Origin of the sequence: Tabrizicola sp., assembly GCF_036781545.1 — a bacterium.
In the GTDB taxonomy this organism is placed as follows: Bacteria; Pseudomonadota; Alphaproteobacteria; order Rhodobacterales; family Rhodobacteraceae; genus Tabrizicola.
The window spans coordinates 1-11,396 of sequence record NZ_DAIQAT010000113.1; the positions used below are offsets into that span (position 1 = coordinate 1).

Below are 11,396 nucleotides of genomic sequence, written 5' to 3' on the forward strand. Positions count from 1 at the left end.
AACTCCACCGCCGATTTCACCGACCAGCCCAAGGTGATCAACGGCGCCTCCGACTTCCTGGTCGCGGTATTGGGCGACGCTGGCCGCCACGCCCGCTCCGCCGTCTCCGCCGCCTCGCTGCCCTTGGGCGTGGCCGTGGAAATCGAGGCGATCTTCGCCCTGAAATGACCCGCATCGCGCTGCCCGACAGCTTCCTCCGCTGGCCCATCACCCACCGCGCCCTGCATGACCGGGCTGCAGGTCGGATCGAGAACTCGCCCACCGCGATCAAGGCGGCGGTCGAGGCCGGCTATGGGATCGAGGTCGACCTGCAACTGTCCTCGGACGGCGTGCCGATGGTTTTCCATGATGAGGAACTGGACCGTCTGACGGACCAGACCGGCCCGGTCAACGCCCGCACCGCCGCCGAACTGGGCCGCATCCGGCTGATCGGCTCGACCGACACCATCCCGACCCTGCCCGAGGTGCTGGCCCTGATAGACGGCAAGGTCCCGCTTCTCATCGAGATCAAGGACCAGTCGCTGACCATGGGTCCGACCGATGGCAGGCTTGAGGCCGCGACGGCGGAGGCGCTGAAGGGCTACACCGGCGATGTCGCGGTGATGTCCTTCAACCCGGCCTCGATCGCCCATATGGCCCGGCTGGCCCCGCAGATTCCGCGCGGGATCACCACCTCGGCCTATGACCCCGAGGACTGGGCCCCGCTGCCCCCGGACCGCTGCGCCCATTTCCGGGCCATTCCGGACTATGACCCCACCGGTTCCAGCTTCATCAGCCATGAGGCGCCGGATCTGGCCCGACCCCGCGTGGCCGAGTTGAAGGCGCAGGGCGCGAAGGTGTTGTGCTGGACGATCCGCTCGCCCGAGGCCGAGGCGGCGGCGCGGCGGGTTGCCGACAATGTGACCTTCGAAGGCTATCGGGCCGCGCTTCCGGCTTGACCTCCGGCCCCGGCCCGCCACCTTCCTTGCGACCCCGAGGGCACGAATGGCCGACCTGACCCTGCACGACAGCCTTGCCGACATCCCCGAAGCCGAGTGGGATGCCATCGCCGCACCGGAAAGCGCCGGGGGCCGCGCCGTCGACCCTTTCACCACGCACCGCTTCCTCTCGGCGCTGGACCTCTCTGGCTCCACCGGCAAGGGCAGCGGCTGGCAGGCGCGGCCCCTGGTCTTGCGGGACGACGGCAAGCTTCTCGCCGCGACGCCGCTTTATGTGAAGGGCCACAGCCAGGGCGAATACATCTTCGACCACGGCTGGGCCGACGCGCTGGAGCGGGCCGGGGGGCGCTATTACCCCAAGCTGCAGATCGCGGTGCCGTTCACTCCCGCGACCGGGCGCCGGTTCCTTGGCGCCGCGGAGCATCGGGAAACGCTCTGGCAGGCGGCCATCGGTATCACCGCCCAGAACCGGCTGTCCTCGCTGCACGCGACCTTCTGCACGGAGGGGGAGGCCGAGGCGCTGGCCGGGGTGGAGGGGACGCTCCACCGCGTCACCCAGCAATTCCACTGGCAGAACCGGGGCTATGGCAGCTTCGACGACTTCCTCGCCGATCTCTCCAGCCGCAAGCGCAAGATGATCCGCAAGGAACGCGAGACAGCGCGGGCCAGCGGGCTGACGATCCGCGCGCTGACCGGGGACGAAATCGAGCCGCCGCACTGGGATGCGTTCTGGGCCTTCTACCAGGACACCGGCAGCCGGAAATGGGGCCATCCCTATCTGACCCGCGATGCCTTCCGACATTTCCATGACACCATGCGGCATGACATCCTGCTGGTCCTGGCCTTCGATGGCCCGCGCCCGGTCGCCGGGGCGCTGAACTTCATCGGACGCGATACGCTGTACGGGCGCTACTGGGGCTGCATCGAGGACCATCCCTGCCTGCATTTCGAGCTGTGCTATTATCAGGCCATCGACTGGGCGATCACCCATGGCCTGCACCGGGTCGAGGCCGGGGCGCAGGGCGAACACAAGCTTGCGCGCGGGTATCTGCCGGTCGAGACACATTCGCTGCACTGGATCGCGGAACCCTCGTTCCGCACGGCGGTTGACCGTTATCTTCAGGCCGAACGCCGCGCGGTGGGGGAAGAGATCGAGGTGCTGACCGCCTATGGCCCCTTCCGGCGCGTCGGTGCCGAGCCGTAGCGCCGGGGGTTTCACACCCCCGGACCCCCGTGGGATAGTTCTGCAAAGATGAAAGGCGGGAGCGAGTCGTCCATGCTGACCTTCTACACCAACCCGATGTCACGCGGCCGGATCGCGCGCTGGATGCTGGAGGAGACCGGCCAGCCGTACGAGACGGTGGTGCTGGACTACTACACCACGATGAAAGCGCCGGATTATTTGGCGGTGAACCCGATGGGCAAGGTCCCGGCGGTGGTCCATGACGGCAGGGTCGTGACCGAGGTTGCGGCCATCTGCAGCTATCTGGCGCTGACCTTTCCCGAAGCGGGCCTGATGGCCGAAGACAAGGCCGCCTTCTTCCGCTGGATGTTCTTCGCCGCCGGGCCGCTGGAGCAGGCGGTGGTCAACACCGGCTTCGGCTGGAAGACCAGCGGCCCGCAAGAGAAGCGGCGCGCGGGCTATGGCGATCTGGAGGATGTGCTGCGGGCGTTGACCGGGCATCTGGAGAAGAACGACTATATCGCCGACGGACGCTTCACCGCGGCGGATGTCTATGTCGGCAGCCAGGTCGGCTGGGGGATGCAGTTCGGCGGGATCCCAGCCGATGATACGCTGGCCGCCTATTGGGCGCGGCTGAAGGACCGCCCCGCGCTTGCCGCGGCGAATGCCAAGGACAATGCCCTGATCCCGGAGGCCAAGCCATGACACCCCTATTGCCCGAAGCCGACCGCAAGGCCGGACTGCCACCCCTGGCCGAAACCGGCTGGGCCGCCGTGCCCGGCAAGGATGCGATCCGCAAGGTCTGGAAATTCCGCAGCTTCTCCGAAGCCTGGGGCTTCATGTCGCGCGGGGCGCTTCTGGCCGACAAGGCGAACCATCACCCGGACTGGACCAACCGCTACAACGTGGTCGACGTGACGCTGACCACCCATTCCGCCAAGGGGCTGACGCAGCTGGACCTGGACCTGGCGAAGGCGATGGACAAGCTGGCCCCCGACGCCGAGATCGAGCGCAACCACGGCGAGCCGGTCAGCTGCCTGTGCGAGCTGCACACGCGGAAGGCCTGACCGGCGGTCACGCGGGACGCGAAGGGGCCTAGAGCAGCCCCGCCATCCGTGCCCCGGTCAGCAGGTCGGGGGCCAGGTGATGCGCCCAGCGACCCTGGCTCGGGACCAGGTCGGGGACCTGCACCACCACGCAACCGGCGCGATGGGCGGCCTCGGCGCCGGTCTCGCTGTCCTCGAACACCAGGCAGCGCGCGGGAGCGACGCCGAACAGGGTCGCGGCCAGCAGGTAGGGCTCGGGGTCGGGCTTCGGGGCGCGCACGTCGTCCAGCGTGACGACATGGGTGAAGGCCTGGGCGATTCCGGCCAGCCCCAGCTTGCGATGCGCGCCCACGCGCCCCGTCGAGGTGACGATGGCCAGCGGCGCCGACAGCGCGGGCAAGAGGTCCGCTGCGCCGGGCTTCAGCGGAAGGCCCGCGTCCAGCCCATCGTCGAACCCCTTGCGCCAGTGCAGGTTGACGGCTTGCAGGTCGACGCCGGGCAGCGCGGCGCGGATGATCCGGGCGGCGGTGGGTTCGTCCTTGCCGACCAGACCGTGCATGAAGGATTCGTCCACCTCATGCCCATGGGCGGCGAAGGCGGCCATGCCGGTGACAAGGGCGATGCTTTCGGTGTCGATCAGCGTGCCGTCGAGGTCGAAGAGAATGGCGTCGTACATCAGGGCCTCCGCGCGGAGGCATAGCCGATCACAGATGCAGCCGGTAGTGGGTAAAGCCATCCGCGCCCTGGCCAAGCGCGGCCGGGCGATATTGCGCGATCTCGTCCAGATGCCGTGCCGCGCCCTGGCCGGTCGGGATGCTGACCGTGGTGCCGGGCATCGGCAGGAAGTGCCAGTTGCGCGGCGGCGGGCCACCCACCCGGCCCTTGCGCTGGATATGCGCCACGAAGATCGACTGCACCCGCGCGCCGTCGGTGTAGACCACCTGCGGCTCGTTCGCCGGGTCCTGCAGGCGGGCGCGTCCGGCGCGGTGGCTGTTGGTGACCAGCAGGAACTGTTCCTCCGCATCGACCGGGCGACCCTGGTAGCGCAGTCCGGTGATGCGCTGCGCGTCGGGGTTGGCCAGCCGGCCCTGCCCGTCGAAGCGCGCGGGCTGGCTGAGGTCGATGGCATAGCTCAGCTGCGGGATGGTCTCGAAGACGAAGGAGGGCACGGTGTCGTCGCGCAGGGGCGCATCGACCGATCCCGGCGCGATCCGGTGAAAGACCGAGGTCGCCCGCTCCAGCCAGTCGGCGACTTCGCTGCCGGTCAGAAGCAGGGTGACGAGCGTGTTCGGAAAGGGGTAGAGGTCCGACAGGTTGCGCATCCGCAAGGGACCTGTGGCGATGTCGGTGAAATTCTCCGCCCCGCCCCGCCCCCCGGCCCGGAACGGCGAGGCCGAGGACAGAAGCGGCAGCTGCGCCAGGCCGGTGCCGGACAGGGCCTGGCGGATGTGGTCGGCCTTGGCGTCGGCGATCAGCGCCAGCGCGGCCGAGGGCGCGACGCTGGCGAAATGGCTGTGCAGCGGCACTGCCGTCTCGCCCAGCTGGCGGCGCGACCAGGCCAGAGTTGCCCGGTGGTCCGGCGCCAGCGCGTGCTGCAGGGCCGGGGTGGTCGCCGGGCGGTCGGCGCTGCGGTGGCCGATCCGCGCCGCCGCACCCGCCACCCGCCAGCGCCGGGGACCCTGGCCGCAGCGTTCCAGACGCAGGTCGATGATGCCGACATGGTTCGCCGAATGCCCCGGCATCACCGCGGGCTTGCCGGCCAGAAGTCCCCGCACCGGATCGACGGCGGGCGAGGCGGGAAAGCCCGGGCCGGGAAAGACAAGGTGGCTGTGGCCCGCGACCACGGCGTCGATCTCGGGCAGGGCGGCCAGCGCGGTCGCCGCATTCTCGGACCCGTTCTCGGGGTCGATCGCGCCGATCCCGGTATGCGCCAGCGCCACGATGATATCGGCCCCCCGCGCGCGCAGCCGCGGCAGCCAGGCCCGGGCGGCGGCCAGGATGTCGCGGGTATGCACCCGCCCGTCCGGCTGGTCGCGGTCCCATTCCGCGATCTGCGGCGGGGCGAAGCCGATGACGCCCACCCGCAGGACATGGGCGCGCCCCTCGTCATCGAAGATCTGCCGCCGGAGGATGGTGAACGGTGGCACCAGCGTCTCGTCCCGCGCCGGGCTGGTCCCCAGCCGGGTGGCGATATTGGCCGAGACCACCGGGAATTGCGCATTGGCCAACACCTCGGACAGAAAGCGCAATCCGTAGTCGAATTCGTGGTTTCCCAGCGTTGCCGCGTCATAGCCCAGCGTATTGAATGCCGTGATCACCGGATGCGCCCGCCGCCGCCGCGACGTGGCGGCGAAATCGGCCAGCGGACTGCCTTGCAGGAAATCGCCATTGTCGAAGAGAAGGCAATTCTGGACCTCGCCCCTTGCATCGGCGATCTGCTGCGAAATTGCACCCAGGCCCAGGCTGGAATTGGGCCGGTTCGCGCAATAATCATAGGGCATCAGGCTGGCATGAAGGTCGCTGGTCGCGATCAGCCGCAGCGAGGCAAGCGTACAGGGATTGGAAACCATGCGGACCGCGTTGGAAGCAGAAGTGACCTGGGCGTCCGTAGACTCCTTCCGGCTGACCGATACAACGGGGACCTGATACATAGAACTTCCAGTGACTAGACCAATTCTGGAACGGCCATTAACCTTGACACAGACACACACTCATTACGCGAGCGGTTTAACGTGTGGGTTGTGTCAATGTTGTGGCGAATTGTCGTTATTCGCGCGGAGGTTGTGCGGTGGCGGCGGCCGTAAAATGGATGGTGGTGGAAAGCTGTCTGACTTCAGGAAACCCACCCCTCAATCGGGCGAAAGCTGAACGGAAATGCAGATTGCAGAAACAGTGACCTTCGGCGGCTCCGGGCTGGATCGTCGGGCCGGCCTGCGGCGCGATGTCGCGGGCCTGGACGCCGCCTTGCAGGAAGGGCAGGTGCTGCCGGTCTGGCGCGGCAAGCCGCTGATGGCGGGGGACCATCCGGTCTGGGTGCCCGCCGGGCATCCGGTGCTGGCGCTGGCCGGGCCGCCGGTCTTCCTGGGGATGGACGATGGCGTCGCGCGTTTTGCCGCCGACCTGTCGGACTGGTCGCCCGAAGCGGGGGCCGAGGGTATCGAGGCGGGGTTCTTCGATGCCTCGGTGCAGCAGCATCCGGCGGTGACAGAGGGCGGGTTCACCGAATTGCGCGGCGTCATGACCCTTCTGACCCCGCGCGAGGCGGAACTGGTCGCCACCGCCAAGGCGCTTCTGCAATGGCACCGCAGCCACGGATTCTGTTCCACCTGCGGCGCGAGGTCCGAGATGGCGCAAGGCGGCTGGCAGCGGACCTGCCCCGCCTGCGCCGCGCAGCATTTCCCGCGCACCGACCCGGTGGTGATCATGCTGGTCACCTACGGCAATTCCCTGCTCCTGGGTCGCAGCCCCGGCTGGCCCGAAGGAATGTTCTCGCTGCTGGCGGGCTTCGTCGAGCCGGGCGAGACGCTTGAGGCCGCCGTGCGCCGCGAGGTGCTGGAGGAGACGGGCGTGACCTGCGGCGCGGTGTCCTATCTTGCCAGCCAGCCCTGGCCCTTCCCCGCCTCGCTGATGATCGGTGCCCGGACCGAGGCGACGAGCCAGGAGATCCACATCGATCCCGAGGAGATCGAGCACGCGCTCTGGGTCACGCGCGAAGAGATGGTGCAGGCCTTTGCCGGACAGCATCCGGTGATCCGGCCCAGCCGACAGGGGGCGATCGCCCATTTCATTCTGCGCAACTGGCTTGCGGACCGGCTTGATTGACCTGATCTTCCTGCTATCCCGAGGGCGCAAGCCGGACGATCAACCTGCGAGGAACCGATGAAGCTGACGGCAAAGACCGATCTCGAGGTTCCGGCGGCTTTCGTCTTCGCCACGCTGATCGACCATGCGTCCTGGGAACGCGAGGCGATCCGCAATGGGGTCGAGGTGGAACGCCCGCCCGGCACGCCGGACAACGGCGTCGGGGCCGAATGGCGCGTTCGCGGCCATTTCCGCGGCAAGGCGCGCAAGGCCCTGGTCCGCATCGAGGAGATGAGCCCGGAACAGCGCCTGGCTCTTCTGATCGACAGCCCCTCGATCGACGGCACGACGCGGATAGAGGTCATGGTGCTGTCGCCCCGCCGCAGCCGGGTGCGCGTCGATCTCGAGGTGAAGCCGAAGACGCTGGCGGCGCGGCTTTTCATCAACACGCTGCGGCTGGCCAAGGGCCGGGTGCAGGCGCGGTTCGAAAAGGGGCTCGGGGCGCTGGGCGCGCGGATCAAGGACCGCTACGAACGCAGCCAGGTGCAGGCCTAGATCAGGCCTGGCCCCGCTCGCGGTCGGCCGGATAAACCCCCAGGATGCGCACTTCCGAGGTGAAGTAGCCCAATTCCTCCAGCGCCAGCGCGACGTTCGCATCCTCGGGATGGCCCTCGATGTCGGCGTAGAACTCCGTCGCGGTGAAGGTGCCGCCGACCATGTAGCTTTCCAGCTTGGTCATGTTGATGCCGTTGGTCGCGAACCCCCCCAGCGCCTTGTAAAGCGCGGCGGGAATGTTGCGGACCCGGAAGGTGAAGGTGGTGATCATCTTCCCCACGCCGCGGCGCGAATGGTCGGGGTCGCGCGCCATCACCAGGAAGCGGGTGGTGTTGTTGGCCTGATCCTCGATATGCCGGGCAAGCACCTCCAGCCCGTAGATCTCGGCCGCCAGTTCGCTGGCCAGCGCCGCCTTGGTCTTGTCCCCGGCCTCGGCCACCTCGCGCGCTGCGCGGGCGTTGTCGCTGGAGACCTTGCCCCGGATGTCATGCTTCTTCAGGAACAGCGCGCATTGCGGCAGGATCACCACATGGCCATGCGCCTCGCGCACATCCTCGACCCGCGCACCCTTCACGCCCAAGAGGTTCACATGCACCCGGACGAAGGCCTCGTCGACGATATGCAGCCCCGCCCGCGGCAGCAGCGAATGCACGTCCGCCACCCGGCCATAGGTGGAATTCTCCACCGCCAGCATCCCCAGATCGACCTCGCCCCGCGCGACCTTGTCGACCACTTCCTCGAAAGTCGTGCTGGGGACCACCTCGAAATCCGGGCGCGACTGCTGGCAGGCCTGGTGCGAATAGGCTCCCGGCTCTCCCTGAAAAGCGATGCGTCCCGCCATTCCGCCCATCCCCCATGTCGAAAACCTGCCCCTTGGGCGTTTCGCCGCGCGTCTACACCTTGAAACCATCGGGTGGAAGCGGATAGATACCGCCCGGAACGCAGACCCCAGATAGGTGAACCATGTTCGACACGATGACGATGACCAAGACGGTGGGCGCGGTGTGCGGTTCGCTTCTGGTGCTGATGCTGGTGGGCTGGGCGGGCAACGCGCTCTACACGGTCGGAGCCGCGGGTCATGGCGAACATGCGGAAGGCGAGTTGACGCAGGCCTATACCATCGACACCGGCGAGGCGGCTGCTCCGGCCGATGGCGACGGCGGCGCGACGGTGGACGTGGCGGCGCTTCTGGCGGCAGGCGACGCGGCGGCGGGCGAGGCGGTGTTCAAGAAATGCGGGTCCTGCCACAAGCTCGACGGGTCGAATGGCGTGGGTCCGCACCTGAACGGGGTCGTCGGGCGCAACCATGCCTCGGTCGACGGTTTCGCCTATTCCGAAGCCATGGCCGCCAAGTCGGGCGAACCCTGGACCCCGGAAGCGATCTTCGCTTTCCTGGAAAACCCCAAGAAAGTGATCCCCGGCACCAAGATGGCCTTCGCGGGCCTGCCGAAGCCGGAAGACCGCGCGAACGTCATCGCCTTCCTGGCCTCGAAACCCTGATCTTGTCGCAGCGACCTGACGCGAAGCCGCCCCTTCCCGGGCGGCTTTGTCATGCTCACGCAAAAGCGCGCCGCAATCGCGGCTTGTTGGCTCGACAACGGCTGAATTAGCATGAATGGTCAGAAGCGGAACCGAAGCGGAGGCCGGCGGATGCGGACAGAGAAGTGTGTGGCAGCAGCGCGGGTCAACCCCGCCCCCCTGGCCGCCACCGGGGCGCTGGTCCTGGCCCTTGCCGCACTGGCCCTGCCCGCCCGGGCGGAAACCGTGATCAAGTCCTACGGCATTTCCACCTTCGGCGACCTCGCGCTTCCCGCCGACTTCACGCACCTGCCCTATGTGAACCCCGACGCGCCCAAGGGCGGCGAGATCAGCGAATGGGCGCCGGGCAGCTTCGACAGCTTCAACCCCTATGCCATCGCCGGCAACTCCGCCGCGCTTTCTTCCATCTTTTACGAATCCATCCTGACCGGCACGCTGGACGACGTCAGCGCCGCCTACTGCCTTTTGTGCGAGACGATGGAATACCCCGAGGACCGTTCCTGGGTGATCTTCAACCTGCGCAAGGACGTGAAATTCTCGGACGGCAGCCCGTTCACCGCCGATGACGTGCTCTTCAGCTACGAACTGTTCCGCGACAAGGGCATCCCGGAATACCGCAGCGTGGCGAACGGCAAGTTCCAGTCGGCCGAGGTGCTGGACCCTTACCGCATCAAGTTCACCTTCACCCCCGGCACCTCGTTCCGCGACATGCCCGCCCAGGCCGGCAGCGGGCCGATCTTCTCGCGCAAGGATTACGAGGAGAACAAGCGCGACCTCGAAAAGTCCAGCCTGCAACCCTTCCTCGGCACCGGCCCCTATGTGCTGGACAGCGTCAAGCCCGGCCAGCAGGTGATCTACAAGCGCAATCCGGACTACTGGGGCGCGACCCATCCGCTGAACGTCGGCCAGTACAACTTCGACCGTATCCGCATCGAATATTTCGGCGACGACAATGCCGCGATGGAGGCGTTCAAGGCGGGCGTCTACACCTTCCGCACCGAGGCCGACCCGAAGCGCTGGGCCACCAACTACGACTTTCCGTCGATCAAGGCCGGGGATGTGATCAAGGAGGTGATCCCTTCGGGCGATATCGCCGGCGGTCAGTCGATCATCTTCAACCTGCGCCGGGCCCAGTTCCAGGACCCGCGCGTGCGTGAGGCGCTGGGTCTGGTCTTCAACTTCGAATGGTCGAACAAGGCGCTGTTCTACGGGCTCCTGTCGCGGATCAACTCGATCTGGGAAAACTCCGACATGGCCGCGACCGGGGTGGCAACGCCCGAGGAAGTTGCGATCCTGAAGCCGCTGGTCGATGAAGGCCTGCTCCCCGCCAGCATCCTGACCGACGAGGTGCCGATGGCCTCGGTCTCCTCGGATGGCAACAACCTCGACCGCAAGAACCTGCGCAAGGCCTCGGCCCTGCTGGACGAGGCTGGGTGGGCAGTGGGCGACGACGGCATCCGCCGCAACGCCAAGGGCGAGAAGCTGCGGATGGAGATGGTCCATGTTCGCACCGACCTCTTGCCGGTGATGAACGCCTATGTCGAGAACCTGCGCGCGCTGGGGATCGACGCCAGTTTCGACATCATCGACGACCCGCAGCTGCAACAACGCGCCAGCCCGCCGGTCTTCGACTTTGACGCCTTGCCGACCACGGTGGTCAACGGCGGGCTGGAGCCGGGCGGCGTGCTGAAACAGGCCTGGGCTTCGGTCGCCAAGGACAATTCCAGCCGCAACCGCATGGGCTACGCCAACCCGGCGGTGGACAAGCTTCTGGACATGGTCGAGGCCGCGACAAGCCGGGCCGAGCTGACCAGCGTGATCAAGGCGCTGGACCGGGTGCTACGGTCGGAATTCGTGATCGTGCCGCGCTACTACAAGAAGGACAACTGGGTCGCCTACTACAACATGTACGAGCACCCCGCGACCTTGCCCCCATATGGGCTGGGCGAACTGTCGATCTGGTGGTACAACGCCGAAAAAGCCGACGCGTTGAAAGCCAAGGGCGTGTTGAAGTAACCAGGAACGGGCAGGGACCTTGGGCGCCTATATTCTCCGCCGGTTGTTGCTGGTGATCCCCACGCTGTTCGGCGTGATGGTGATCAACTTCGCGCTGACCCAGTTCGTCCCCGGTGGCCCGATCGAGCAGATCAAGGCCCGGTTCGAGGGCGAGGGGGATTCGATCCAGAATCTCTCGGGCACCCAGAATTCCGGGGTGCAAGAGCAGGATTCGGGCTATGTCGGGGCGCGCGGCCTGCCGCCCGAGTTTCTGGCCAAGCTCGAGGTGCAGTTCGGCTTTTCCCGCATCGTCTGCGACGAGGGCTTCACCGGCGAGCC

The 11,396-nt window shown here is 67.2% G+C and carries 12 protein-coding genes and 1 pseudogene; 10 read left to right on the forward strand and 3 right to left on the reverse strand.

Annotated elements, in window-relative coordinates; translation table 11 throughout:
• From V7Q39_RS14925 to V7Q39_RS14945, 5 genes are all read left to right on the forward strand, one after another.
• Nucleotides 1-168 (forward strand): RidA family protein (locus V7Q39_RS14925; protein ID WP_333817411.1); only part of this gene is annotated, 168 nt, incomplete at its 5' end.
• Nucleotides 165-938: a glycerophosphodiester phosphodiesterase family protein gene (locus V7Q39_RS14930; RefSeq protein ID WP_333817400.1), complete on the forward strand. Its 774-nt coding sequence runs from the start codon at nucleotides 165-167 to the stop codon at nucleotides 936-938. The genes V7Q39_RS14925 and V7Q39_RS14930, both read left to right, overlap by 4 nt.
• Before the next feature lie 46 nt (nucleotides 939-984).
• Nucleotides 985-2,142, forward strand: a complete 1,158-nt coding sequence (locus V7Q39_RS14935; protein ID WP_333817401.1) for a GNAT family N-acetyltransferase — start codon at nucleotides 985-987, stop codon at nucleotides 2,140-2,142.
• 72 nt (nucleotides 2,143-2,214) lie between these two features.
• Nucleotides 2,215-2,826 carry a glutathione S-transferase family protein gene (locus V7Q39_RS14940; protein ID WP_333817402.1) on the forward strand — a complete coding sequence of 204 codons (612 nt, stop codon included), beginning with the start codon at nucleotides 2,215-2,217 and terminating at the stop codon, nucleotides 2,824-2,826.
• A complete protein-coding gene (locus V7Q39_RS14945) occupies nucleotides 2,823-3,188 on the forward strand; it encodes a 4a-hydroxytetrahydrobiopterin dehydratase (protein ID WP_333817403.1) in 366 nt (121 codons plus the stop codon). Before V7Q39_RS14940 ends, V7Q39_RS14945 begins: the two co-directional genes overlap by 4 nt.
• A 28-nt stretch (nucleotides 3,189-3,216) precedes the next feature.
• Here the strand turns inward: V7Q39_RS14945 and V7Q39_RS14950 are convergent, their stop codons facing one another.
• Together V7Q39_RS14950 and V7Q39_RS14955 are read right to left on the reverse strand one after the other, a co-directional pair.
• On the reverse strand, nucleotides 3,217-3,843 hold the full coding sequence (locus tag V7Q39_RS14950) for an HAD family hydrolase (protein ID WP_333817404.1): 627 nt from the start codon (nucleotides 3,841-3,843) through the stop codon (nucleotides 3,217-3,219).
• A 28-nt stretch (nucleotides 3,844-3,871) separates the two neighbouring features.
• Nucleotides 3,872-5,737, reverse strand: coding sequence for a bifunctional 2',3'-cyclic-nucleotide 2'-phosphodiesterase/3'-nucleotidase (locus V7Q39_RS14955; RefSeq protein WP_333817405.1), 1,866 nt, complete (start codon nucleotides 5,735-5,737; stop codon nucleotides 3,872-3,874).
• A 304-nt stretch (nucleotides 5,738-6,041) separates the two neighbouring features.
• On the opposite strand from V7Q39_RS14955, the gene nudC reads away from it, so the two are divergent.
• Nucleotides 6,042-6,989, forward strand: coding sequence for an NAD(+) diphosphatase (gene nudC, locus V7Q39_RS14960; RefSeq protein WP_333817406.1), 948 nt, complete (start codon nucleotides 6,042-6,044; stop codon nucleotides 6,987-6,989).
• Nucleotides 6,990-7,046: 57 nt separating this feature from the next.
• Nucleotides 7,047-7,523, forward strand: coding sequence for an SRPBCC family protein (locus tag V7Q39_RS14965; RefSeq protein ID WP_333817407.1), 477 nt, complete (start codon nucleotides 7,047-7,049; stop codon nucleotides 7,521-7,523).
• A 1-nt stretch (nucleotide 7,524) separates the two neighbouring features.
• Here V7Q39_RS14965 and V7Q39_RS14970 read toward each other — a convergent pair whose 3' ends face one another.
• Entirely contained in the window at nucleotides 7,525-8,364 is an 840-nt protein-coding gene (locus V7Q39_RS14970; RefSeq protein ID WP_333817408.1) for a prephenate dehydratase, read from the reverse strand.
• A gap of 122 nt (nucleotides 8,365-8,486) precedes the next feature.
• Between V7Q39_RS14970 and V7Q39_RS14975 the strand changes: the two genes are divergently transcribed.
• From V7Q39_RS14975 to V7Q39_RS14985, 3 genes and pseudogenes are all read left to right on the forward strand, one after another.
• Entirely contained in the window at nucleotides 8,487-9,023 is a 537-nt protein-coding gene (locus tag V7Q39_RS14975) for a c-type cytochrome (RefSeq protein WP_333817409.1), read from the forward strand.
• 150 nt (nucleotides 9,024-9,173) lie between these two features.
• On the forward strand, nucleotides 9,174-11,078 hold the full coding sequence (locus tag V7Q39_RS14980; protein WP_333817410.1) for an extracellular solute-binding protein: 1,905 nt from the start codon (nucleotides 9,174-9,176) through the stop codon (nucleotides 11,076-11,078).
• A 19-nt stretch (nucleotides 11,079-11,097) separates the two neighbouring features.
• A pseudogene (locus tag V7Q39_RS14985) lies at nucleotides 11,098-11,396 on the forward strand (microcin ABC transporter permease); the annotation flags it as partial.

What these genes read in the sequence shown, in the direction of transcription:
- V7Q39_RS14930 (WP_333817400.1), top strand. Translation starts at nt 165, where the DNA reads ATGACCCGCATCGCGCTGCCCGACAGCTTCCTCCGCTGGCCCATCACC.
- V7Q39_RS14935 (WP_333817401.1), top strand. Translation starts at nt 985, where the DNA reads ATGGCCGACCTGACCCTGCACGACAGCCTTGCCGACATCCCCGAAGCC.
- V7Q39_RS14940 (WP_333817402.1), top strand. Translation starts at nt 2,215, where the DNA reads ATGCTGACCTTCTACACCAACCCGATGTCACGCGGCCGGATCGCGCGC.
- V7Q39_RS14945 (WP_333817403.1), top strand. Translation starts at nt 2,823, where the DNA reads ATGACACCCCTATTGCCCGAAGCCGACCGCAAGGCCGGACTGCCACCC.
- V7Q39_RS14950 (WP_333817404.1), bottom strand. Translation starts at nt 3,843, where the DNA reads ATGTACGACGCCATTCTCTTCGACCTCGACGGCACGCTGATCGACACC.
- V7Q39_RS14955 (WP_333817405.1), bottom strand. Translation starts at nt 5,737, where the DNA reads ATGGTTTCCAATCCCTGTACGCTTGCCTCGCTGCGGCTGATCGCGACC.
- nudC (WP_333817406.1), top strand. Translation starts at nt 6,042, where the DNA reads ATGCAGATTGCAGAAACAGTGACCTTCGGCGGCTCCGGGCTGGATCGT.
- V7Q39_RS14965 (WP_333817407.1), top strand. Translation starts at nt 7,047, where the DNA reads ATGAAGCTGACGGCAAAGACCGATCTCGAGGTTCCGGCGGCTTTCGTC.
- V7Q39_RS14970 (WP_333817408.1), bottom strand. Translation starts at nt 8,364, where the DNA reads ATGGCGGGACGCATCGCTTTTCAGGGAGAGCCGGGAGCCTATTCGCAC.
- V7Q39_RS14975 (WP_333817409.1), top strand. Translation starts at nt 8,487, where the DNA reads ATGTTCGACACGATGACGATGACCAAGACGGTGGGCGCGGTGTGCGGT.
- V7Q39_RS14980 (WP_333817410.1), top strand. Translation starts at nt 9,174, where the DNA reads ATGCGGACAGAGAAGTGTGTGGCAGCAGCGCGGGTCAACCCCGCCCCC.